Raw genomic sequence first — 24553 nt, forward strand, 5'->3', positions numbered from 1 at the left:
GATAAAGTCAAAATTAAAAGGCATGAGCCCAGTACAATACCGAGCCCATGCCCAACAGGTTGCTTAATATATATGTCTAACTTTAAGGGGTCACTTCATCTACTAGTAGGCTGCTTTCTCATGTTAGTATGTCGTTTATCGCTGCACTCTAGCTTTCACAGATTTGGCATAATCAGAGGGTGACATGCCGACGGTTTTCTTAAAATCCCTAGAAAAATAGTGAATGCTTGTATAACCCAGTAAGCTCGCAATTTCTGTTATGTTATACGGTCCTTCACGCATGTAGGTTTTGGCTTGCTCGATCTTGAGTAGTTTGAAGGCTTCCATAATGCCCATTCCTCTCTGGGATTGAAAGAGCTCCTTCAACCGACTCTTGCCCAGATGGAAGGTTTGGCAGAGGTCATCGAGCGTAAACGAATCTGCCAGATGATCACTCAAATAGGCTATAATCTGATCGACAAGCCCAACCTCAGCTTTCTCTTTTTGCAAAGAGGATTGTTTCCATTTCTGAGCTTCCTGAACGGTTCCCCGAGCTTCTTGTTTACGGATGAGGGTAATGAGGAGGATTTCTAAATAAGCTTTGATGAGCTGCTCACTAGCAAAGGACGCCTCTTTGTTTCGTTCTAACAAATGAACGGAAGGAGAGTCGAAGGGAGGGAGGAACGCATGAAATCCCTCTTGCGTGATGATCGAAAGCATATTGCGTTCGCGATCGCCTAACGATACGACTTTATTAGCTAGCTGGGACATAGCCTCAGAATGGCATGCGAAGGCGATGACGATGAGATTCGGCGGCTTATGCGCATGTCTGACATGAACAGTATGGAACTCTTCAGGCTTGTGGAAGATCATATTCCCCTGCTGGAGGGTATGGATGACATCATCGGCTCGAACCTCAACTTCCCCCTTGTCCACGTAAAGAATTTCCCAGAAGTCATGCTGCTCACCGTCGAACACAAACCCTTTGGCATATTCAAAATAGTGAAAGGAAATGAGTGCTTCGATTGAAAGAGATTCTTGTAAATAGATCCTTGGGAAATCCATGCTGTCCGTCCTCTCTAAGGGGATTTTCTTCCCGATTACAGCCATTTTACCACATTCAATTTAGCTAAAGTGCAAATAATTCGGCTTAATAGATAAATCCAATGTGACATCTCTCTTTTATAATAAAGGAAAGAAGAGGAGGAGATAACAATGAAAAAAGGGATCAATATTTGGTCATTTCCAGGCTCCATGAGCGTGAAAGATTGTATTACAACTGCGAAAAAAGCCGGGTTCGACGGCATTGAGTTAGCTTTGAACGAAACAGGTGAGCTTAGTCTGGAAAGCACGGAAAGTGAAGTTCGTGCATATCGCCAGCATGCTGACGAAACAGGAATTGAGGTAAGCAGCCTTGCAACAGGCTTATTCTGGTCCTATTCCTTGACAAGCAGTGCTCCGCAAACGCGTCAAAAAGCGAAGGACATTGTGAAGAAGCAGCTTGAGCACGCCGCGGCACTTGGAGTTGACACGATTTTGGTCGTACCTGGTGCGGTAGGTGTTGATTTCATTCCTGATTCTGAAGTAGTTCCGTATGACCAAGCCTATGACTACTCGCTTGAAGCTATACAGGAGCTCTCAAAGGTTGCAGAGTCCTTGAAGGTTTCGATTGGGATTGAAAATGTGTGGAACAAATTTCTACTATCACCGCTGGAAATGCGAGATTTCATTGATAAAGTGAACTCACCTTATGTAGGCGCATATTTCGATGTAGGGAATGTGATATTCTCGGGGTATCCGGAACATTGGATTTCAATCTTGAGCCATCGTATCAAAAAAGTACATTTCAAAGACTATCGCCGCGCTGCGGGCGGTTTACATGGTTTCGTTGACCTGCTTGCAGGCGATGTGAATTATCCGGAAGTAATGAAGGCTCTTCAAACGATTGGGTATGAAGATTATGTGATCGCTGAAATGATCCCAGGCTATACGCATCACGGTGAGCAAATTGTATACAATACTTCCGGTGCGATGGATGCTATTCTAGGGAGGAAATAATCATGCTAAGAATCGGACTCGTTGGACTAGGTTTCATGGGAAGAACACATCTAGAGAATTATGTAAGACTGGAAGCAGAAGGTGTTGCGATTAAAGTTGTTGCCTTATGTGATATTGACCCTGTGAAGCTAGAAGGCAACGCGATTGCAGGAAATATTGATACAGGTGATTCGGCGATCGATTTCAACCTCTACGCGAAGTATACGAGTGTGTCCGAGATGATTGAGAAAGAGCAGTTGGATTACGTAGATCTAGCTCTCCCGACATACTTACACCGTGATATTACAATAGAATGTCTAAATAAAGGTCTGCACGTGCTGTGTGAGAAGCCTATGGCTTCAAATCCGCAAGAGTGTGCAGAGATGATTGAAGCTGCTGAAGCGAATGGTAAACAGTTGATGATTGGACAGTGTCTGCGCTTTTGGCCAGCTTATGTATACTTGAAAGAAGCTGTGGAGAAGAGGACATACGGAAACGTGACGAGCGGTTATTTCTACCGCGGCGGCGCTACCCCGACTTGGGGACCATGGCTAATCGATAAGGAGAAGAGCGGCGGAGCTTTACTCGATATGCATGTACATGATATTGATATGGTCAACTGGCTGTTCGGAAAACCAGAATCCGTTTCTTGTTTGGCACGAAATGTAGTTCCAGGCAGCGGCTATGATGTCGTATCTACGAATTATTTGTACGGGGATGGCAAAGTTATTAATGCGCAAGCCGACTGGACGCTGGAAGGTGATTATGGCTTTGACATGCAGTATCGTGTTAATTTTGAGAAAGCGAACATTATTTTTGGCGCGAGTGGGTTGAAAGTGAACCTGAATGATGCACCTGGATTCAGTCCGGAGCTATCGCCAGAGATGGGCTATTATCTGGAGTTGAAATATTTCATTGAGACGCTTCTCGCAGGAGAATCGGTTACGACGGCAACGCCTGCTAGTACACGGGAAACAATTGAAATTGCTGTCGCTGAGATGGCATCTGCAGACAAGCAAGGCGCTTGGGTAGAAGTGAAATAAATGATAAAACCTTGGAAATCGATCCTGATTTCTAAGGTTTTTTTACTAAGCCAGAAAGAGCGAGCTAGGTGAAAATCAGAGTGTTAATTATTTTCATTTGACTGCAATCGCTTACGTATTCTATGCTAATTGCATTTGCAATAACTAGAGGTGAAGACGAATGAAAGACATAGATTCAACAGCATCGTGGCAAAAACTCCGTCTATTCGCAGTCACTTGGCCGATTTTTATTGACTCTGTTTTACGAATGATGTTAGGTACAGCGGATGTCTTCATGTTAAGCCGAATTTCGGATGAAGTAACGGGAGCCGTGGGTTTAGCGAATGAAATTATCGTGTTCTGTATTCTGATGTTTGGTTTTGTAGGTATAGGGACGAGTGTGGCTGTTGCTCAGCATCTGGGAGCAGGCAAGGTGAAGGAAGCAAGTCGGATTTCTGCGTTGGCCATTACGATTAATTTGATTTTCGGCATTATCGTGAGTATCGCGTTAGTTGTGTTTGGCGAGCCATTGATGCATGTGATGCATTTGGATCCTCAACAAATTGCGATCGCCAAAAAATACTTAACGATCATCTCCGCATTTATTTGGATTGAAGCGTTGTCGTATGCGATTTCTTCGGTACTGCGCTCCAATGGTCAGACCCGAGACGTGATGTTCGTTACGCTGGGGGTTAACGTGATCCACATCGTAGGTAACAGTCTCCTGATTTTTGGAAATCTGGGATTCCCCGAATGGGGGGTTACTGGCGCGGCTGTTTCAACGGTTGTAAGTCGACTTCTAGGACTTATTGTTCTTGTGGTCATTTTATATCGTCGCTTACAGGTTCCGATTCTTCTCAAGCATTATGTGAGCTTCAAATCTAAGATTGTGAAACAAATTCTTAGTATTGGATTGCCTTCCGCTGGAGAGCATATTTCATGGCAGTCCCAATATTTGATGATTTTCAGCTTTATTAATATTATCGGGGCTACGGCTCTAAGTGCGCATGTGTACGTGATGAATGTGACTAATTATTTCATGGCCCTGGGGATGGCAATTGGCATGGGGACGGAAATCATCATTGGGCACATGGTGGGTGCCGGGGCGTTTCAAGCGGCTTATCATAAATTGATTCGAAGCTTGAAGATTACTTTCGTTCTGACATTCGTTATCGTGGGGATTACGTCGATTTTCCGGAAAGAACTGCTAGGACTATTTACGGATAATACCGATATCATTGCTATGGGATCGACCATTCTACTTCTTTCTATCATTCTGGAACCCGGTAGAACGTTTAACTTGGTTGTCATTAATTCATTACGTGCTGCTGGAGATGCTAGATTCCCGGTGATGATGGGGGTTGTCTCGATGTGGGGGATTGCTGTTCCATTAGCTTACTATCTGGGGATTCATTTAGAGATGGGCCTACTGGGTGTATGGGTTGCTTTTACAGTTGATGAGTGGGTGAGAGGTTTGCTGATGTATCTGCGTTGGCGAAGCCGTGTTTGGCAAAGTAAATCACTGGTAAAACCGAGCGGCGAGGCATTGGCCCATTCGGCTTGATTGTAAATGAAGAAGCCTAAAACTCTCGATTAGAGGGTTCTAGGCTTCTTTCGTATTATGAAAAAGATGACATGAGGGTTGTAGCTGGCGGCTGGTAATCATACTATATTCAGTTTCTTGTAAAAGAATTGGATGTTTGTAGGAAATCATAGAAAAATCATAGAAAACGTGCTAGTGTACCCCTGTATAGATATGGATCGCATCTCTCAAAAACTCTGCCGTACCTGGTTGATTCACATCATAATAGGCTTTGAATCTTTCATCAGCTACATACATATCAGCCACTCCAGCATGAGCTTCCTTGCTGTACTCCGTCCAATAGTAGGTAATCCATTGTCTGTGCAAATCAGCTGCTTTTTGTGCTAATTCACTTGCGGGATCTCCTTGCTTGAAAGCCTCCGCTAAGTTTTCCGCAACTTCCTCCGCTAAGCGAGTTACCTCTTCGTGTTGCTCTTGCGTCATGTTTTGAAGCTTCTGATTGCTCTTATTCACTTTGTCATCGCCGTATTTCTCACGAATTTCTTTCCCGTATTTCTTCTCGTTATCATCAATCAACTTTTGTTTGAAGCCTTCAAATTTCTCTTTATTCGACATGGTAAGTCTCCCTTCATTGGAAGCAATGGTTTGTTCAACATTGGCAATGAGAATGTCCAATTGTTTCCGCTTGTCGAGAAGCTGCTCTCGATGGTTCATCAGTGCACGGGTTCCGTCATAAGTAGGGGACGACATGATGTCTTTGATTTGCTCCAGTGGGATGCCTAGCTCCCGATAAAATAAAATCTGCTGCAGTCGGTCCACCTCATATTGCCCGTAAATGCGATATCCGGATGAGTTGATTCTTGCCGGCATAAGAAGTTCAATCTCATCGTAATAGCGAAGTGTACGAGTGCTGATTCCAGCCAACTTCCCCAAGTGCTGTACCGTGTATTCCATCTGATCACCTCCTGACAACTTAACTGTAAGGGTTTACGTAGCGTTAATGTCAATACCTTTTTCGCATTTTTATGACAGGTCCATCAGTGCGTATAGAAGACCTTCTTTTTCGATGACATCAAAGGGTTGAAGCCTTGCATTCGGGACATTGTGACAACGGCCTGTGTGCACTTCAAAGGTCCAGCCGTGCAGCGGACATTCCAGTTCACCATTCTCTAGTTCGACCGCATAACCGGCGTGGGGGCATCGACTAGAGAGCAAGGAGTAGACACCATCCGCTTCCGTAAGGAAGAATCGCTTGCCATTCACTTTCACTTCGGACGGGTTTGCAGTAAACTGTTCCTTAGAACCAATCAGGATTTCATTCATGGGGATGCTCCTATTCAAAAGGGGATATCTTCTTCATTAATTTTATTATAATCCAAACGACAGCAAAGATCTCTAAGCAGATGGCAAAACAAAGGAGCACGATCCACATGCCTACATTATCTCCATTAGCAGCAGCCTTCCGCCAAACCTCGTATCCAGTAGGTGGGCACGGCCGCAAAAATATTCAAATTTTAAAAGATGCCTTAGATGGGCTCGATGGCAAGATTGAGAATGATATGTATGGAACTGGCGAAAGTATAGAGAGCTTTCAGGCAGAAATGGCCGCTTATCTTGGCAAAGAGAAGGCAGTTTTTTTCCCCAGCGGGACGATGGCACAGCAGATTGCTCTACGAATTTGGTGTGATGAGAAGGGAATCCGCAAGGTCGCGTATCATCCATTAAGCCATTTGGAAATTCATGAAGAGTACGGCTTGAAGGAGCTGCACCAGATTGAATCTATTTTGCTTGGCGAGAAGGATCGCTTGATTCGATTGGAGGAGATTCTTGAGCTCAAAGAAGAAATCGCGTGTCTCTTAATTGAGTTGCCACAGCGAGAAATTGGTGGTGAGCTGCCGTCCTTCGAGGAGCTCGTTATGATTTCGGCACATTGTCGTGCCAAAGGAATCAAGCTGCATCTGGATGGTGCTAGATTGTATGAGGTGCTGCCGTATTATCAGAAGTCCGCGGCGGAATTGTGTTCGCTTTTCGATAGTGTGTATATCTCCTTCTACAAAGGCATTGGCGGTGTTGCCGGTGCGATTCTGGCAGGTGATGAGGCGTTTACGGCGAAATCGAAGGTATGGAAAAGGCGGCATGGTGGCGATCTAATTAGCCTGTATCCTTATTACCTTAGCGCAAGCTACTATTTCAAGAAGCGTGAGCCGAAAATGGGGCAATACTATGTAGAAGCCGTGGAGCTTGCTGCACTATATAATAGTTGTCATCTCGTGACTACCTTGCCGCGGATACCGGTAACGAATATGTTCCACGTTCATATCGCGATGCCGAAAGAGAAGCTTGAGCCAATTCTTGTCGGGTTGTACATGGAGACAGGTGTAGGATTGATCCATTATCTACGTGAATCGAGTGAGGGGATTTGTTCGTTCGAAGTAAGTATTGGCGATGCATTCGCGCAAATTCCGAAGGATCTGCTGAAGTTGACGTTTGAGCGGTTGGCTACAATGCTGCAATGAATGTATACATGTTAATGTGAAAAAAGGATCCTCGTGCCTTCATTCAGGCTGTGAAGATCCTTTTTATATCGTCTTGGAGTAAAAGGGAAGCTACACGTTAATTAGGAACCAAATCCTTTAGTTCCTGTACAACATAAGCCTGACCACCGTTCAAAGCTTCCACAAGATTCCTAGCTGCAAGCTCAGCCATATCATTACGAGTTCTTGCAGTCGCAGAACCGATATGAGGTAAAGTGACTACATTCGGCATACGCAACAACGGATTATCAGTAGGAGTTGGCTCGATATCGAAAACATCCAGACCAGCTCCTCGAATTTTTCCTTGCTGAAGCGCCTTGATCAGCGCTTGTTCGTCTACGGTTGCTCCTCGGGAGGCATTGATGAAGATCGCTGACGGCTTCATAAGATTAAACTGCTCCTCGCCGATCATATGTTTCGTCTCTGTCGTTAGAGGAGTCATCACTACGATGTAGTCTGATTCACTTAGCAGCTCATCCAGTTCGCAGAAACGGGCATTGAATCGTTCGTCTACATCTTTTTTTGGACGGCGGCTGTGATACAGCAGATTCATATCGAAGCCAAAAACAGCTCGCTGGGCGATCGCTTCGCCAATCCGTCCCATGCCAATAATTCCTAGCGTTGAATGATGTACATCTACACCGAATAATTCCGTACCGTTCGTTCCCTTTTGCCATTTCCCCTGTTTCACATAAGCGTCCAGTTCAGCAATTCTTCGCCCTGCACTTAGCATCAAAGCGAGAACCAGATCGGCTACGGTGCCATCCAGTACATAAGGTGTATGTGTACCGATTACACCGTGGGATCTCATTGCATCTATATCAAAATGATTGTAACCGACGGAAGATGTACTCGCCACACGAAGCTTTGGTGCGCAACTTAACAGTTCCTCGTCAATTGTTCCCCCTAGGATTCCCTCCGCATCAGAGACTTTGTCCAAGATGACACTACGAGGCATACTGCCTTCCTGATTCCAGAACGTACAATCACCATGGAGATTCAAATAATCTTGAACGGATTTCGGTAATTTGTGGGTAACGAGTATTTTGGGCTTGGTCGACATGAGTATTCCTCCTTGAGTTTCTTAATGGAATATAAAGTTGCTGGGATAATGTGTCTGACAGTCAAAGCAGACTTTATGTAGTCTGTTACATTATAGCTAAACTTATCGGATTAATATATTTAAATCTACTAGACCGCTAGAGATGAATCACCCTTTTCGAACGTACGATTTACCCCTCCAATCGTAACATCGTCACCTTTTACCCTAAATGTAGTCTGATGATATCTTACGTTTGTTCCCTAAAGTTGACGGTTTTATCGGTTTAGACGCGGAGCGATTCCCTGTAAAGTTAGAACCAAGGAAAGCCCTTATATCCGAATGAAAGGGCTTTCGCAACTAACATAAACCGAATGAGAGAGGGTTGTTCATCACAATGAAAAAGAAATTAACTAGTTTGCTTACCGCAAGTATTGCACTTGCTATGGTAGCGACAGGCTGCTCGAGCACAAAAGAAAGCGATACCAAAACAACAACGACGACAGCTTCCGAGACAACGAAAGCCGTAGAGACAACCAAAGCAGCGAATCCCGTAGAGATCACTTTCTGGAATATGTTCGGCGGTGGTGAAGGCGATTTCGTAGATCAGATTGTCAAAGGCTATAACGATTCCCAGAAGGAAGTTATCGTGAAACAGCTGCGCTTAGAATCGAATGAGTACTATGCGAAGCTAAGTACAGCACTATCATCTTCGAAGGGGCCAGATGTTGCCGTGGCTCACGTGGACCGGATATCTCCCTTCGTCAAAGCGAAGCAAATTTTACCGATTGATGGGCTTGCCAGCAAGGTCGGATTTGATCTGAAGCAAGTGTCAGATTCCAACATCAAAAGCGTGAGCTATGACGGAAAGCCTTACGCACTGCCGTTAGATACACATTTCCATATGTTCTATTACAACAAGGATCTGCTTAAGAAAGCTGAGCTGCTGAACGACGATGGCACACCGAAGCTGGGAGATTTGACGCCGGATGGCTTTAAGAAAACATTAGCGCAAATTCAAGCTAAAGTACCGGGTGTGCAGGCGTTAGCCGTGAATACACCATATTTCCAAGAGCCATTCCTGAATTTGTACTATGAAGCAGGCGGCGATATTTTGAATGGTGATATGACGAAATCTGCGATCAACAATGAAAAAGCCTTGAATGTTCTTAAGTTTTACATGGATCTATACAAAAACAAATACACTGATCTCAATGATAAAACACCTTGGGATTCCTTCCACAGCGGCAAAGCAGCACTTTGGTTCGGTGGTGTGTGGGAAGCGGGACTCTTGCTGGGCGATAAAGCTTTGAATATTGGTGCAATGCCGCTGCCAGCAATCTTCGGCAGCCAAACACACTGGGGAAGCTCACACCTGCTCGTCGTACCGTCTTACGTAACAACAGAGAAGCAAGAAGCTTCAGCGAAATTCATGAAGTACTTCTCTGAGGTAGGTGGCAAAACGTGGGGGCAAGCCGGACATGTACCTACTAACAGCGCAGTTACAACAAGCGATGAGTACAAAAAGCTGCCATACCGTAATTTCTTTATCGAAGCGCAGAAAACAGTGAAATTCGCACCAAAAACAGATAAGTACACAACGATTATCACGACGGTGTCAGAGTCTTTACAGAACATCCTATTCGGTAAGCAATCTCCGGAAGATGGATTGAAAAGTATGGATAAGGAAATCAATGATATTTTAACGAATTAAGACGCCGTTTCAAATCGGGTGAAGCTTCCATTAAAGCTAGCGGCGGCTTCACCCGCTTTTATACAGAAAAAGAACAAGGAGAAGAGCCAATGGAGACAAAAGTAAGTGAGCGTGAACGGACATGGGTCCTCCGCGAACGTAAACCGTTACGAATAGCTTTGGAATTGAAGGCCATGTTGTATCTGCTGCCGTTTCTGATCCCTTTTGCCATCTTCTATCTGTGGCCTGTAGGGCGAGGCGCCTGGATGAGCTTGCACGTTTGGGGCATTCAGGGGATGCAGAAGTATGTTGGCTTAGCGAATTATAAAAAGATTTTTAGTGATTCTAATTTTTATCTGTATGTGTGGCACTCGATTTACTTTGTTATCATCTGTACACCGACAATTATCGTGCTTGGTCTTGTTTTAGCATTGCTGATTAATCAGAATCTCCGCTTTCGAACGCTCATTCGTTCTATGTTTTTCCTGCCTTATGTACTTTCCGTTTCAGTCATCAGTTTCATATGGCTCCGACTCTTCGACTCGAAGTATGGCCCGATTAACGCGTTCTTGAAACTCATTGGTTTACCTGGTGACATTCACTGGCTGACGGATAAACATTTCGCTTGGTGGGCCATTACCCTTACAACCGATTGGTGGTCAGTAGGTTTCGTGATGGTACTATTCCTAGCTGGCTTGCAAGAAATTCCTACGGATCATTATGAAGCTGCGAAAATAGATGGCGCTGGCGCTTGGAAGCAATTCATTCATATTACGCTCCCAGGACTGTCGAGAGTCATGCAAATACAAGTATTCTATCAAATTATCTCGTGTTTAAAGTTGTTCGGGCAAGTACAGATCATGACCGGCGGAGGTCCAGGGGACTCCACGAATACAATGATTCGCTACATTTATGTTACAGGGTTCAAAAAGGATATGTTCGGACTTGCTTCAGCGCAGTCGATCGTATTCTGCGTCATCATGCTGCTCCTCGCAGCAGTACAGTTCAAATTAACAGACAGAAAAGATTGACGGAGGTTGGTTGAACATGAAAGGATTTGCAATTAACATCATCGCTGTGATGCTGGCCCTCTTATTTATGTTTCCATTGATTTGGATGCTTATTGTATCTCTTAAACCGGACGGGGTAAATGTCTCCGCACTAAGTGACTGGGTGAATGTCTCGGATTTACATTTGCATAATTATACGAAGGTGATCAAAGACTCGCAGATCCTGCGTTGGACGTGGAACAGTGCTGTTATCGGAGTTCTGACAACCGTTATTTCGCTTATCTTCAGCTCCTTAGCGGCGTTCTCCTTCTCGAAGCTGCCTTTCAAGTCCAGAGGATTGTTCTACCTGGTCATCGTCTCCGGCTTATTAATTCCTACGGAAGCGATTCTGATTCCGCTTTACGAAACGACGCTTCATCTGAAACTAATTGATAACATGTGGGCGATTATTCTACCTGGGCTCACGAATCCAATTGGGATCCTGCTGTTGAAGCAGTTCATGGACGGCGTCCCGAAGGACTATATCGAAGCAGCACAAATCGATGGTTGTAGAAATTTTGGATTATGGTATCGCATCTGTTTGCCGCTTACTAGATCTGCTATGTTTTCTGTCGGGATTTTCTACTTTATTTTATCGTGGAACAATTTCTTGTGGCCTTATCTTTCCATTACCTCGCAAGAGAACATGATCTTATCAGCAGGACTACCGACATTTTTGTCGAATAATACGATGTCCTTGAATCTGATCATGGCAGCCAGCGCAATAGCGGCAATTCCAACGATCCTGGTGTTTGCTATCCTGCAGCGTCAAATCGTGCAGGGCGTGGCAATGTCCGGTATTAAAGGTTAATAAGCTTGGATTTATAAGACTCAGATTCTCTTCCCAGAAAGGGTTGCTACAACGATGACCCAAGCATCAGAGGTTGCGACGCGACAACGCCACAAACGACTTCCTTCATGGATGCATACATGGACGAGCAGCATTCGCTATAAGTGGATGCTGTTGTTGTTCCTCTTTTCGCTAACTCCCTTGCTTGCCTTGGGGTTTATTTCGTATTCGATATCGAAGTCAACGATCAACAATAAAGTAACGGAATACTCGGAACAACTCTTGAAGCAGACCGCGGAGAATATCGACACGAGACTTGGCATTTACAAAGATATGATGATGCAAGTCGTCAATAACAATGAGATTGTTACGATGCTGCGGACTTTGGATCGCGCGGATCCTGCTCAATATGATCTAGATAGTCTATCCCTGACGACGAAGCTATCGACCATTATCGCGATTAATCAGGATATACAGTCGATTTCGTTCCTTTCACCTGGGCATTATATCAAAGGTATCTATAGATGGAACGATCGGTCAAGCGAGAAGGTATCCCCGTTCCTTCAGACCTTGGAGGATGGCAGCAATTTTCGGTGGTTCTCCACGCGACTGGGAACTTATGTAGATAGTTTAAATACGCAAAATGTTCACGTCTTCTCACTGGCCAAGCAAATATACAAAATGTCAGACGATAGTCCTGTTGGGATCATTGCCGTGCTGGACATTCGCGAGGATGTACTGAAAGAAATCGGAGCTCGAACGACCAAGAGTAATATGGATATTGAAAGCTTCGTGATTGATGGTTCAGGACATATCATCTCTTACCCAGACAGCACCGTATTGGGCAAAAGTGTGAAAGAAGTGCTAGGCGAAGATGGTTACACGGAGATGTTTCGTTCTACGACAGACGAATCTGTCTTTCCGTTGAAATATCAAGGTGAAAGATTGATTGTAAATTATAAAAAACTGCATACAAACGACTGGATTGTCGTCAATGTCATTTCGGAGGCTTCCCTGTACAAAGATTCTAATCGATTGCTGCAGATTATTATGGTGATCGCTTTCATATGTATCTTATTCTCCATATTGACGGCAATCTTGCTAACCAATTCGATCTCCAAGCCGATTCTGAAAATGATTCGATTGATGCGGCAAGTTATGTCAGGTGACCTGACTGTCCGTTTCAAAGCGAAGCGTCGAAATGATGAATTCGATATTTTGGGCGAAAACTTTAACTACATGGTTACACGAATTGATGGACTATTGGAAACTGTTTATGAGGAGCAGAATCATAAGCGCGTAGCCGAATTAAAAGCATTACAAGCGCAAATTAATCCGCATTTCTTGTATAATACACTGGATATTATTAAATGGACGGCGCTTCTGCAGAAAGCCAATCATGCAGCTGAAATGGTTAGTCTCCTATCCCGATTGTTGCGGATTAGCTTGGGTAAAGGCGAAGAAACAGTGACCATCGAAGAGGAGATCGAGCATGTGCAGTGCTATCTGGGCATTCAGAAATTCCGATTCAACTTTAATATCGAGACGTTCGTTCATTTGAACGAAGAGGTGCGTTCGTATCGTACACCAAAGCTGATCCTTCAACCCATTGTGGAGAATGCGATTCTTCATGCTTTTACAGACAGAGAAACTGGAGAAATTCACATTCGGTGCGGTATCCACTCAGATGGCGGGATACGCTTTGAGGTGGAGGATAATGGACGCGGTATGGACGCAAGCTTGGTTCAAAGTCTTAATCGACATGTTGCTCCCTCTGTTGATAAAGTAAGTGGGATTGGCTTAGCCAATGTGGATGAACGAATTAAACTCATTTGTGGGAAGTCCTATGGTTTAGACATTCAAAGTGATCCTGGTGCTGGTACACATATTCATATCAGACTTCCAGCAATGAAGTAGGTGCAGAGCATGTTTCGAGTTGTGATAGTGGAAGATGAATATATCGTGAGGTTCGGTATTCGTTCGATGATTGATTGGGATAAGCTTGGGTTATCGGTTAGCGGTGAAGCCGCGAATGGGCAAGAAGCGCTGACATTGATCCGCGAGAACCCGCCTGATATTCTCATCACAGATATCAAAATGCCTATCATGGATGGCATCACGCTAATTACGGAAGTTCGTAAAAGTTATCCGCATATGAAAATAGTTATTCTGAGCAATTTGGAGGATTTCCACTATGCGAAAGAGGCGATTCGTAATGGGGTGTCCGAATATATGATCAAATCAGATATGATGCCTCGTGACTTTGAGGAAACGCTGCAACGAGTGAGGGAATCGATCTTCACGACGTCACCTGTTAGAGAGCAGAAGGATTTGGTAAGCGAAGTGGAGCCTCTCGTCAAAGAAAAGCGGATGATTGAGCTCCTTGAAGAAACGAATCCGGCGCGCAGTCAAGAAATCGTAGCAAGCTTGAGGCTCTCCGAAGCTAAGCTGCCCCTGTATGTGCTCCATATTGTGAAGAATGCGTGGACGCAGAGTGTTGAGGAGGGGCAAGCCTTGATACGCAAGGCGTTTGCAAAAGTGATGGCGAATTCCTCAGAGGATGCTTATGAGGCTTTTCCGGATCGGCAAGGAGAAATGAATGTGCTTCTTTATGCAAGGGGAATGAAGGTTGAGGGCATGGCTGAGAGGAAGGCATGGTTGCAAGCTGTTCTTCACGATCTCAAGGAATCTTATGCAATGTCATGTACAATAGGTGTAAGTAAGAGTGTGTCCCATTGGGCTAATCTTCATCAAGCCTACGAGCAAGCGAAAGCGGCTGCGAAATATAAAATGTTCATTGGACCGGAACGAGCCATTCTGTATGGTGTTGATTATATCCCCCTGTCAAGCCAGTTGGCAGATAATATCAAAGTGAGCACAACGCATATCCATGCGATGGTGTATGCTTTTCAAACGAAAGAGCTGCACGTGTACTTAGAGGATATTTTCGAACAGCTTACAGCACGTAAAGATTATGATCTCGTGGAAATTATTTCACTGGAGCTGCTCATCCTCCTAACGACATTATGGTCAGAAGTGGCAAGTGATCAGCAAAGCATCCTCCAATTAAAGAAACAGTACTATGAGCAATTATCCAAACTTGAGACGATTCAGATGAGTAAAGCATGGTTTCTGCAAGCATTTGAGGAACTCGTTCGGCATATGATCGGCGTGTATCATAGTGATCGCAATGGCATTATTAAGGCCGCGCAATATATCGGGCAGTACTACCAACAAGAGATTTCGCTGCAATCGATTAGCAGTTTGGTGCACTTAAGCAAAAACTATTTTGCCAATCTGTTCAAAAAGGAAATGGGTGAAAGCTTCCTGGAGTATTTGACCCGGATTCGCATTGAGAAAGCTATGAGCTTATTAACAAGTGAGCTCAAGACCGCGGATATTGGCCATTTGGTAGGTATTCCAGATCCAAAATATTTCTCGAAAGTATTTAAGAAAATAACAGGTCTATCCCCGTCAGAATATCGTGTGCGAGTCAAAGAAGACAAGTCAACGTAAGTCTTCTTACCCTTGATTGCAAACGCTTACTATGGAACTGTTTATTGTCAGGCTGGTGGGGGAAGGGGGATCGGATTGTTAGATAAAAAAAAGTTCAAACGGATCGTCGGAATCGGATGTATATGGACGCTCGCATTCGTGCTTACTGGATGCTCCATTCTGTCCAATACTAAGAATAAGAAAATCGTGGAAAGCGCAGTATCGCCCGTGGAAATTTCGTTCTGGAATCCATTCGGCGGTGGTGAAGGGGAGTTCGTAGAGCGCATTGTTCAAGATTTCAATTCTTCGCAGAAGGCCGTCTACGTGAAGCAGCTTCGGTTAGAATCGAATGAATATTATGTGAAATTGAGTACCGCTCTTTCTTCGGGGAAAGGTCCGGATGTGGCTGTTGCTCATGTTGACCGGATGTCACCGTTCGTAAAGGCGAAGCAAATTATGCCATTGGACACTTTGGCGAGTGAGGTTGGATTTGATTTCAAGGAATTAGAGGAGAGTAATGTTCGAAGTGTAAGCTTCATGAGCAAGCCATATGCACTCCCATTAGACACGCATTTTCACATGTTATATTACAATAAAGCTATTTTGAAAAAAGCAGGAATGTTGAATGACGATGAAACGCCCAAGCTGGCCGTCTCAACGCCGGAGGCATTTATTCAGATGCTGCAACAGATTCAAGCTAAGGTACCGAATGTGGAGCCATTTGCTGTCAATACGCCGTATTTCCAAGAGCCATTTCTCAATATGTATTATCAAGCAGGCGGGGAGTTACTCGATGAGAGCAAGGCGAAGATTAACATCCACAATGACAAAGCGCTTCACGTGTTGAAATTTTATCAACAGATCTATGATAGCAAGCTCTCCGATGTGAACGATAAAACACCATGGGATACGTTTCATAATGGCCAAGCTGCGCTTTGGATGGGCGGTGTTTGGGAGGCAGGCTATCATTTAAGTGAAGCCTCCCTTCCTGCGGGGATCATGCCGCTTCCCGTCTTATTCGGAAGTTCGATGCAGTGGGGGAGCTCGCATACACTTGTCATTCCGACTTATGTAACGAAGGATAAACAACGTGCTGCCATGGCATTCATGTCTTATTTCTCGAAGGTTGGTTCCATGCTATGGGGTCAAGCCGGCCATGTACCTGCCAATCGAGCGGTTCTTCAAAGTCAAGCATATAGGCAATTGCCTTATCGGAAGCTGTTCATCGAAGCGCAGCATGGCGTCAAATTTGCACCACAGACAGATAAATACGCGACAATGTTTACAACATTGTCAGAAGAGCTTCAAAGCATCGTAATGGGAGGAATAGATCCGGAAGAAGGGCTAGTACAACTCGAGAAGAAAATGAATAGTGTGTTGGCCAACTAGGCTGAGCAATGTGTCCCCTTTCGGAACTATCCGGGAGGGGATATTTGGTGATCTGGGCGTATTTTAATTCGAAGCGGCACCTATACTAAAAGGAACATATACATGTCAAAGGAGCTGAATCAATTTCAATGAACATTATTTTCCACGGGCAAAGTTGTGTCGAAATTCGCTTGGAGCAGCACACATTGATTATAGACCCTTTCATTACTGGTAATCCGCAAGCAACGGTCAAAGCGGAAGACATCAAGGCCGATTATATCCTTGTTACCCATGGACATGGAGATCATGTTGGGGACACGATATCTATTGCAGAGCGCAACAAGGCAACTGTTATTGCTCCTAACGATTTGGCCAGATATTTAGGCTTTGAGGGGGCCAACACACACGGAATGGGAATCGGCGGGGCCTTTGAGTTTCCTTTTGGCAAAGTGAAATTGACGCTAGCTTTACACGATTCCTCCTATAATCCGCCAGGCACGAAAGAAAACATCTATACAGGCATGGCGAGTGGATTCTTGATTAGGGTAGAGGGGAAAACCATTTATCACGCAGGGGACACGGGTTTATTTAAAGATATGAAGCTGATTGGCAAAATGAACGAGATTGATCTGGCCTTTCTGCCGATTGGGGATAACTACACGATGGGGCCGGAAGATGCCGTTATCGCTGCGAGATATTTGAAAGCTCAAACCGTTGTCCCAATGCACTATAATACGTTCCCAGTGATTGAACAAGATCCGGATGCTTTTGTTGCAAGCCTGGAAGAAGAAGGTATCAAAGGCTTAGTGATGACACCTGGGCAACAAATTACACTTTAGTTGAATTGACGAAAAGGCGAGTCAAGCGGATATGAGAGAGGCAGTTAAGGAAGAACAGAAGGTATAGATTCAATGCGAAGAGGATACCCACACGTATATGTGGAGGGTATCCTTATTTTTATTGTGAAATTCTAACAGGGCGTATTATTTCCTTTTGCTTAATTGATTAGCTTTGTAAAAAATAGGCATATAACTTATTGACTTACGGAAAATAATCGCCTATTCTAATATTGACTGACTTAGTCAATCGATAAATGGAGAGGGAGAATGAAATGAAAAATATACAAAAAGAAGGCAAGGCTATCGTGTTCGGTGGCAGCATTACAGGTTTAATGACGGCGAGGGTCCTCTCGTCGTATTACAAAGAGGTACTCCTAATCGACAAGGACAAATTTCCGGATTATCCCGCAGAGCGGAATGGTGCTCCGCATGGCTTTCATCCCCATAGGTTCACACAACGTGGTAAAATGATTACGGAGCAGCTTTTTCCTGGCTATGAGGAAGAACTGGTAGCACTTGGTTCACCAAGCTCACTCCATAAAACCGTTCATATGATGAATCAATATGGAACAGTAGCCGGACCTTATCAACGGAACGATATCAAGTTCAGCCGTGCTGTACTGGAATGGGTTATTCGTGAACGTATAAAGAAGATTCCCAATATACGGCTGCTAGTGGAGCATGAAGTCATTGGGCTTCACGCAACTCCGGATCATTCGGCCATTACCGGCGTCCAAGTTCGAGGTAGGGGAGTGGAAGTGAAGAGCGATTTCATGGCAGATCTTGTAGTGGATGCTAGTGGCCGTGCCTCCAAACTGACGAATTGGTTAAAGGAGTTTGGATATGACGTACCTAGCCCTGACCGAATGAAAGCAGCTATCGGATACAGTACACGTCGGTATAAAGTACCTGCACATTTGAAGCACCTAACCGAGAAATGGGATGTGATTAACATCATGGGCCAACCCGTCAAGGGAACGTTTACGGGAGTATTTTCCTTTATAGAGAATCAGGTAGCTGAAATGTTGCTGTATCGTCCAGGTGGGCAGTATCCACCAACGGATGCGGAAGATTTCGAAAGGGAAGTTGCTCAGCTTCCTACCCCCATGATTGCAGAAATCCTGTGTGAGCTAGAACCAATCAGCACGCCTAAGGGGTTTCGCGTAGCAGAACTATATCGTCATCATTTTGAGCAAATGGAAAGATGGCCAGACGGATTGTTGGTTTTAGGCGACGCTTTCTGTATTTATGACCCTATTTTTGGTCAAGGGATGACGGTAGCTGCTATAGAAGTGGATTTACTAAACACCATGTTGCAAGAGCGACAGCATAACCCAGAGCCACATTTCGAACAAAAGGTACTTCGAAAGATACAAGATAAGGCCATTACTCCTGCCTGGTGGTTAAATTGTGCGGCGGATTTGCAGTGGGATGGCGTCGAATATGAGGCTGGAACAGAGCCACTCAAAGGGGTTGCTTTTGGCAGCAGATATATGAATTTGATCCTGAAAGAAGGGACTGCGAATCAGAATTTCAAACTATTTGGTTTGTACTGGGGAGTTAATTCGTTATCTTTATCGCTTCATGAGTTGTTTAATCCACAGATGGTCAAGTCGGTGTTAGAGGCATCGGAGGAAGGACAGCAACTACTTGCAGACCTCCTGAAAGAATACGAGCTGCCGTTAGAAGAAGCATTGATTAAAATGATTCCAAGTTAGGGGTGAAAGACCTATTGTCTCCGTTAAATAAAGAACAACAGCATCAGATTCGAGATGAACGCAGGGAACAAATTATGAGTGCTGCGCTTAAAGTCTTTGCAAGGCGAGGGATTACTGGGACGAAAATGAGTATGATTGCAACTGAGGCCGAGATTAGCCATGGGTTGCTTTATCATTATTTTGCGTCTAAAGAGGAGCTGTTCACAACACTTGTTGAAAGAGCCATGATCGCCTCGGATGAGGCGATGCAAAGTATTTATGAGCTACCGGGATCACCAATCGATAAAATCAGATCGTTAACGCATGACATGTTGGATGAAGGTGGTACGGACTACTTTCTGCTGATTCATCAGGCGAGAACTTCAGATGGAGTGCCTGTGAAGGTATTAGAGTTGATGAAGCAATACTCAATGGACAATTACGTCAAGCAACTGCAGTCAGTATTTCGGGAAGGACAAGAAGCCGGAGAAATTGTGAATGGCGATTTAGACGAAATGATTTCCTCTTACCTATCGGTTCTCTCCGGTCTGATGGTGCTTAATGTACAGAAGATTGGGGGCTACCAGCATCCGAGAGTTGACGTGCTACTGAGGATGATTTCTCCGGATAAGTGAATTCTTGAATGGAAAAGAGCTAAGCGGCTTGTATCTGCTTAGCTCATTTGTTTTTGGCGTCCACCACTGCTTTCGGCAGGATACGATTATGTTCCGCTTCATAGGGATTTCCCCCAAGAGGATGTCAAGCAACATATTAAAGATTACCAGCAGGCAGATGGACTACATCTTCTTACTTGGAAAGCAATGAATTATTTGAGAGAGGAGAAGCTTGCTACAAGCAACTCCTCTTTTGTATTATTCAAGTTTTACTCCCTTGACGCTCTTTCCAGAATAGGACGGTGAGCATGCGCTCTACCCATTCCTTATCATCAGGAGTTAAGATAAAGCCATCGAACATTAGCTCATTTTCACGAAGAAAACGCCGTAGATTAACAGGATTGCTTTCAAACTGTTGGTTCGCTTGAGAGGACTCGAGATAGCCGGCAATATCCATCAGCTCCGAGTAAGACGTGTTAAGCCCCTCAGATAATTTCATCAAGACGTCGGGAGAAGGTATCCCACGGTTGCCATTCTCTAGCTGTGAGATGTATGCCGCGGACACACCTGAACGATCAGCTAGCTCGCGGATTGTGAAGCCTTTCATTTTGCGCATATCTCGTAATTTATCGTAAAAGTACATACCTGCTCATCCTCACTCTGTAAAGTAAACATTAGTAAACGTTTTAATACTACCAGTTTACTATAGTAATTACAATCATGGAGTTTCGGACCTTTAAATAATGAATGCTCGTTCATTTGATTACTAATGTAAACTTTATTTGTTGCATTAGTGAATAAATGAGGTATAATTTTAAATAGGACGAAGTGAGGATGGGGGACTGACATTCAACGCCGATGCATATTCAAATCAAAGCCAAGACAGATGTATTCATTAAGGCAAGGGTCATGAAAGGCTACTCACAACGAGAGCTGGCGAGGCACACAGGTGTAAGCCATGCGTACATAAGTTTACTTGAACGATCAATTAAATCAGTGGGTCCATCCACGGCAAAGCGATTAAGCGAAGTACTAGAGATGGAGTTGGAAGAGTTATTCCATATCCATATTGCTTGACAATCAGAAAACCGATGCCCCCTAACTTGGGGAGCATCGGTTTTGCTTAATAAGGGAGATATGAAGCTCTATTACTAGGAGATCAGTCTTCCTTTATGAAGAGACTTCAAATTTTTATTGGAGTTAGAAATTATAGGGAGCATTTTCAAACTGCTAATCATGGGAGAAAGGCATTGGTGGCAAGTTGGTACGTATTCAAAGGAGAAATTGTCCCGAATCCAACCCTTACAATCTTCATTATTACATGCCCAGACTTTCGTGTTTTCCTGAATGAGATCCTCAACCGATTTTCTTCGAAAATACATGGTTTGTTCCTCCTAATAATAAAAAAACTGTCCTTAACACGTGTTAAGGACAGTTCTTTGTGATTTACAGTTTGACAACATTTTCGGCTTGAGGACCGCGGTTGCCTTGAGCTACATTAAATTCAACGCGTTGTCCTTCGTCCAACGATTTGAATCCATCTCCTTGAATCGCGGAGAAATGAACGAATACGTCATTTCCGCCTTCCATTTCAATAAATCCAAAGCCTTTTTCTGCGTTAAACCATTTCACTGTACCTGTTTCCATAATATAATTACCTCCAAATTGTTATTAACATGCTTTTTTAAACAAAAAAAATCACACATTGAAAAAGGTACCATTACACAAATGATCACTTTTTCAATATGTGAGTTTATGTCAAAGCTGTTTTATAATCTTATAGTAGCATACAAAAGAGTAATAAGCAAATTTGTATTGTTCTCCCTTTCCTATATGACATATGTCATACCGTCTACATGATGTTTATGACTGCAACGAATTGTAAGCGAAATCTATAATGAAGATAGGAAATGACAACTGATATTCGCTTACATGCCCTGCGCACTATATCGAGGAGGAACTAGAAGATGACACAATCCACACTAACTAACTTGAAAAAACAGGTTGCCCCTTATGAAATATCAAATACGAGGGCTAGTATCAAACAGCTAATTAACACCTTAGGACCTCTCTTCGTGCTATGGTTAGCTGCGTATCTAAGCCTATCTATTTCTTATTGGATCACACTACCGATTACGATCATCGCATCCGGTTTCGTGATACGAACTTTTATCATTTTCCATGATTGTTGTCATCAATCGTTCTTCAAAAGCCGTAGAGCTAACGAAATCATCGGTACGATTACGGGTGTCCTTACACTCTTTCCCTACCAGCAATGGAAGAATAGTCATTCTATCCATCATGCAACGAGCAGTAACCTCGAGAAACGTGGAGTAGGTGATATGTGGGTACTTACCGTTGACGAATATGCGGCGGCTTCCACATGGGTTCGAATGGCTTATCGGTTATATCGGAATCCATTTATTATGTTCGGATTGGGTCCCATCTTCTTGTTTCTAATAACGAACCGCTTTAATACGAAAGGTGCAAGACGCAAGGAGAGAATCAGTACGTATTTGACAAATGTCTCCATTCTTGCTCTGTATGGGGGACTGGTTTGGTTAATTGGCTGGCAGTCTTTTGTTCTGATCCAAGCGCCAATTATGTTCGTAGCGGGCTTATTAGGAATCTGGCTTTTTTATGTGCAACATCAGTTTGAAGACTCCTACTTCGAAAATGAAGATGAGTGGAGTTACGTGAAAGCCGCGGTAGATGGAAGCTCCTATTATAAGCTGCCGAAGCTTTTGCAATGGATTACTGGCAACATTGGGTTTCATCATGTCCATCATTTGAGTCCGAAAGTGCCCAATTATAATTTGGAAAAGGCGCATAATGCAACGCCACCTCTTCAAAAAGCAACGACCATAACAATCGGCACCAGTTTGAAGTCGCTACGATTCCGTCTGTGGGATGAGCGTAACAAAACGTTTGTCGGTTATAAAAATAGTATACAGGTGCACCGTAAGGAAGATGAGCAAGATCCCTTGGCTGCCAAATTAAAAGTAAAAGTCCGTAAATCGAGCTTACAAGGGCAATAAATACATCGTTACTTGTTTGTGCTAAAATATAAGTAAATCTATGTTGAAGAAAAAGAGGCTAAACGGACTATGCAAAAGTGGTATCAAATTTTTCACAAAAACACCGGTCTTAGTCCGTATGTGTGGGTTGTCTTTTATATCCTCCCTTTTTATTTCATATTTCGTTCTTCGACGACCTACCATATTGTATTAGGCACAATCATGATTATGGTTTTCTTTAGTTGCTATGTGCTGTCCTTCGTATCGAAAGGATGGATTGTCTACTTCTGGACTAGCGTACAAATTATTATTTCGATTATCATGGCTGTCGTATTCAGCTATGTGTATTTCTCTTTGTTTTTGGCATTTTTTATTGGCACCATGAAAAGTAAGGCAGGATTTATTACGTTGTACTGTATTCATCTAGTAACAACGATTGTCACGATTAACTATGGCTTGGTAGCCCAGAATCCTGTGTATTTTGACCAATTGCCTTTTATTATCATTAGTGTCATTGCCGTTATTCTCATTCCAGTCACCACGTTCAACCGTAACAGGAGTGAGCAGCTTCAGGGGCAACTAGAGGATGCTAATAAACGGATTTCCGAGTTGGTGAAGCTAGAAGAACGTCAAAGAATTGCCCGCGACTTACACGATACACTGGGTCAGAAGCTCTCGTTAATTGGTTTGAAGAGTGATTTGGCTGGGAAGTTAATTAGCAAAAATCCGGCGCAAGCACAAATCGAAATTAATGATGTTCGTCAGACAGCTAGAATAGCGTTAAAGGAAGTCCGGGAAATCGTAACGCAAATGCGCGGAACGAGACTAGTGGAAGAGATTTTTCGAATCAAACAGATTTTGAAGGCTGCAGAGATCGACCTCGTTCTGGAGGGAGATCCGAAATTAACCAACACGTCCCTTATTAATGAAAATGTATTGAGCATGTGTTTGAAGGAATCGATTACGAATATTATTAAACATAGCTCTGCAACTACGTGTTCGATCTCCATTGAACCATCGCCAAGCGATCTTGTTATCAAGGTCGAGGACAATGGGATTGGCATGACGAAAGAATGTCTTGTGTTACTTGGCAATGGATTAAGGGGCATGAAAGAGCGACTTGAGTTTGTAAACGGTTGTATGGAAATCGTCTCAGCCAATGGAACCATGATTGTTATCAAAGTGCCGAATGCCATCATACCACCAGAAAGGGAGGTGCGGATATGATTCGAATTGTGATTGCCGAGGACCAACGGATGCTGCTCGGCGCACTTGCATCCTTACTTGATTTGGAAGAGGATATGCAGGTCGTTGGGAAAGCAAGCAATGGCGAGGATGCTGTAAAACTAGTTAAACAGCATAAGCCAGATATTTGTGTCATGGATATCGAGATGCCAATCATGAACGGTTTAGACGCGGCGGAAGAACTAAAGGGATTGGGCTGCAAAGTCATTATATTGACCACGTTTGCCCGATACGGGTATTTTGAAAGGGCCGTGAAGGCAGGGGCCAACGGTTATTTGTTGAAAGATAGCCCGAGCGAGGAACTGGCTACCTCGATTCGGAGTGTGATGGCAGGCAGGCGAATCTATGCTTCAGAGCTAGTAGACGAGACTTACAATGAAGAAAATCCTTTGACCGAGAGAGAAAAGGAAGTACTGAACCTGATTGCCGACGGTAAAAATACGAAGGAAATCGCTGATCACATGTTCATAACAAGAGGCACTGTTCGCAACTACATCTCCGTTATTCTCGATAAGCTCAATGTCAGTAACCGAATTGAGGCTATTATGCGTTTCAAAGAGAAGGGATGGTTCAAATGATAGGCCTCAAAAAG

General features: G+C 43.8%; 24 protein-coding genes. 17 read left to right on the plus strand and 7 right to left on the minus strand.

All coding sequences use genetic code 11. The annotated features are described in order from the left end of the window. Positions 1–135 precede the first annotated feature (135 nt). A complete protein-coding gene (locus ASG89_RS06235; protein ID WP_057309731.1) occupies positions 136–1044 on the minus strand; it encodes an AraC family transcriptional regulator in 909 nt (302 codons plus the stop codon). Positions 1045–1194: 150 nt separating this feature from the next. Here ASG89_RS06235 and ASG89_RS06240 point away from each other — a divergent pair, with 150 nt between their 5' ends. The 3 genes from ASG89_RS06240 (at position 1195) to ASG89_RS06250 (ending at position 4602) form a co-directional block, all read left to right on the plus strand. Further along, positions 1195–2037: a sugar phosphate isomerase/epimerase family protein gene (locus ASG89_RS06240; RefSeq protein WP_057309733.1), complete on the plus strand. Its 843-nt coding sequence runs from the start codon at positions 1195–1197 to the stop codon at positions 2035–2037. 2 nt (positions 2038–2039) lie between these two features. Then, positions 2040–3059, plus strand: a complete 1020-nt coding sequence (locus tag ASG89_RS06245) for a Gfo/Idh/MocA family protein (protein ID WP_057309735.1) — start codon at positions 2040–2042, stop codon at positions 3057–3059. Between the two features lie 160 nt (positions 3060–3219). Then, on the plus strand, positions 3220–4602 hold the full coding sequence (locus tag ASG89_RS06250; protein ID WP_057309737.1) for an MATE family efflux transporter: 1383 nt from the start codon (positions 3220–3222) through the stop codon (positions 4600–4602). A gap of 171 nt (positions 4603–4773) precedes the next feature. Here the strand turns inward: ASG89_RS06250 and ASG89_RS06255 are convergent, their stop codons facing one another. Both ASG89_RS06255 and ASG89_RS06260 read right to left on the minus strand, forming a co-directional pair. Next, entirely contained in the window at positions 4774–5535 is a 762-nt protein-coding gene (locus ASG89_RS06255) for a MerR family transcriptional regulator (protein ID WP_057309739.1), read from the minus strand. Between the two features lie 69 nt (positions 5536–5604). Beyond that, on the minus strand, positions 5605–5922 hold the full coding sequence (locus ASG89_RS06260) for a Rieske (2Fe-2S) protein (protein ID WP_157276547.1): 318 nt from the start codon (positions 5920–5922) through the stop codon (positions 5605–5607). 89 nt (positions 5923–6011) lie between these two features. On the opposite strand from ASG89_RS06260, the gene ASG89_RS06265 reads away from it, so the two are divergent. Beyond that, positions 6012–7097 (plus strand): threonine aldolase family protein, encoded by a 1086-nt coding sequence (locus ASG89_RS06265; protein ID WP_057309741.1) that lies wholly within the window; start codon positions 6012–6014, stop codon positions 7095–7097. A gap of 97 nt (positions 7098–7194) precedes the next feature. On the opposite strand, the gene ASG89_RS06270 is transcribed toward ASG89_RS06265, so the two are convergent. After that, positions 7195–8178, minus strand: a complete 984-nt coding sequence (locus ASG89_RS06270; RefSeq protein ID WP_057309743.1) for a 2-hydroxyacid dehydrogenase — start codon at positions 8176–8178, stop codon at positions 7195–7197. A gap of 373 nt (positions 8179–8551) precedes the next feature. On the opposite strand from ASG89_RS06270, the gene ASG89_RS06275 reads away from it, so the two are divergent. From ASG89_RS06275 to ASG89_RS06315, 9 genes are all read left to right on the plus strand, one after another. Beyond that, the gene (locus ASG89_RS06275; protein ID WP_057309745.1) at positions 8552–9868 is read left to right on the plus strand and encodes an ABC transporter substrate-binding protein; all 1317 of its coding nucleotides are present in this window, start codon (positions 8552–8554) and stop codon (positions 9866–9868) included. 89 nt (positions 9869–9957) lie between these two features. Next, positions 9958–10878 (plus strand): carbohydrate ABC transporter permease, encoded by a 921-nt coding sequence (locus ASG89_RS06280; protein ID WP_057309747.1) that lies wholly within the window; start codon positions 9958–9960, stop codon positions 10876–10878. 16 nt (positions 10879–10894) lie between these two features. Beyond that, on the plus strand, positions 10895–11707 hold the full coding sequence (locus tag ASG89_RS06285) for a carbohydrate ABC transporter permease (RefSeq protein WP_057309749.1): 813 nt from the start codon (positions 10895–10897) through the stop codon (positions 11705–11707). A gap of 54 nt (positions 11708–11761) precedes the next feature. Further along, positions 11762–13603, plus strand: a complete 1842-nt coding sequence (locus ASG89_RS06290) for a sensor histidine kinase (protein WP_057309751.1) — start codon at positions 11762–11764, stop codon at positions 13601–13603. Positions 13604–13612: 9 nt separating this feature from the next. Continuing rightward, the gene (locus tag ASG89_RS06295) at positions 13613–15202 is read left to right on the plus strand and encodes a response regulator (protein WP_057309753.1); all 1590 of its coding nucleotides are present in this window, start codon (positions 13613–13615) and stop codon (positions 15200–15202) included. A 75-nt stretch (positions 15203–15277) separates the two neighbouring features. Continuing rightward, on the plus strand, positions 15278–16570 hold the full coding sequence (locus ASG89_RS06300; protein ID WP_057309754.1) for an ABC transporter substrate-binding protein: 1293 nt from the start codon (positions 15278–15280) through the stop codon (positions 16568–16570). Between the two features lie 128 nt (positions 16571–16698). Then, positions 16699–17388 (plus strand): metal-dependent hydrolase, encoded by a 690-nt coding sequence (locus tag ASG89_RS06305; RefSeq protein ID WP_057309755.1) that lies wholly within the window; start codon positions 16699–16701, stop codon positions 17386–17388. Positions 17389–17660: 272 nt separating this feature from the next. Then, positions 17661–19106 carry an FAD-dependent oxidoreductase gene (locus tag ASG89_RS06310; RefSeq protein WP_063867741.1) on the plus strand — a complete coding sequence of 482 codons (1446 nt, stop codon included), beginning with the start codon at positions 17661–17663 and terminating at the stop codon, positions 19104–19106. A gap of 14 nt (positions 19107–19120) precedes the next feature. Further along, positions 19121–19720 carry a TetR/AcrR family transcriptional regulator gene (locus ASG89_RS06315; protein ID WP_057309757.1) on the plus strand — a complete coding sequence of 200 codons (600 nt, stop codon included), beginning with the start codon at positions 19121–19123 and terminating at the stop codon, positions 19718–19720. A 241-nt stretch (positions 19721–19961) separates the two neighbouring features. Here the strand turns inward: ASG89_RS06315 and ASG89_RS06320 are convergent, their stop codons facing one another. After that, the gene (locus tag ASG89_RS06320; protein WP_057309758.1) at positions 19962–20342 is read right to left on the minus strand and encodes a helix-turn-helix domain-containing protein; all 381 of its coding nucleotides are present in this window, start codon (positions 20340–20342) and stop codon (positions 19962–19964) included. A 215-nt stretch (positions 20343–20557) separates the two neighbouring features. Here ASG89_RS06320 and ASG89_RS06325 point away from each other — a divergent pair, with 215 nt between their 5' ends. Next, positions 20558–20776 (plus strand): helix-turn-helix domain-containing protein, encoded by a 219-nt coding sequence (locus tag ASG89_RS06325; protein ID WP_235549642.1) that lies wholly within the window; start codon positions 20558–20560, stop codon positions 20774–20776. 74 nt (positions 20777–20850) lie between these two features. Here the strand turns inward: ASG89_RS06325 and ASG89_RS35450 are convergent, their stop codons facing one another. Next, the gene (locus ASG89_RS35450; RefSeq protein ID WP_082592792.1) at positions 20851–21081 is read right to left on the minus strand and encodes a cold-shock protein; all 231 of its coding nucleotides are present in this window, start codon (positions 21079–21081) and stop codon (positions 20851–20853) included. 64 nt (positions 21082–21145) lie between these two features. Next, a complete protein-coding gene (locus ASG89_RS06335; RefSeq protein ID WP_056625586.1) occupies positions 21146–21346 on the minus strand; it encodes a cold-shock protein in 201 nt (66 codons plus the stop codon). Between the two features lie 320 nt (positions 21347–21666). Here ASG89_RS06335 and ASG89_RS06340 point away from each other — a divergent pair, with 320 nt between their 5' ends. The 3 genes from ASG89_RS06340 to ASG89_RS06350 all read left to right on the plus strand — a co-directional run bounded on the left by ASG89_RS06340 (position 21667) and on the right by ASG89_RS06350 (position 24539). Further along, entirely contained in the window at positions 21667–22737 is a 1071-nt protein-coding gene (locus ASG89_RS06340; RefSeq protein WP_057309760.1) for a fatty acid desaturase, read from the plus strand. 69 nt (positions 22738–22806) lie between these two features. Next, positions 22807–23943: a sensor histidine kinase gene (locus tag ASG89_RS06345; protein ID WP_057309761.1), complete on the plus strand. Its 1137-nt coding sequence runs from the start codon at positions 22807–22809 to the stop codon at positions 23941–23943. Continuing rightward, positions 23940–24539 carry a response regulator transcription factor gene (locus ASG89_RS06350; RefSeq protein WP_057309762.1) on the plus strand — a complete coding sequence of 200 codons (600 nt, stop codon included), beginning with the start codon at positions 23940–23942 and terminating at the stop codon, positions 24537–24539. The genes ASG89_RS06345 and ASG89_RS06350 overlap by 4 nt, the downstream gene beginning before the upstream one ends. The last annotated feature ends 14 nt before the right edge of the window (positions 24540–24553 follow it).

This window comes from Paenibacillus sp. Soil766, assembly GCF_001428105.1.
Taxonomy (GTDB): Bacteria; Bacillota; Bacilli; order Paenibacillales; family NBRC-103111; genus Paenibacillus_E.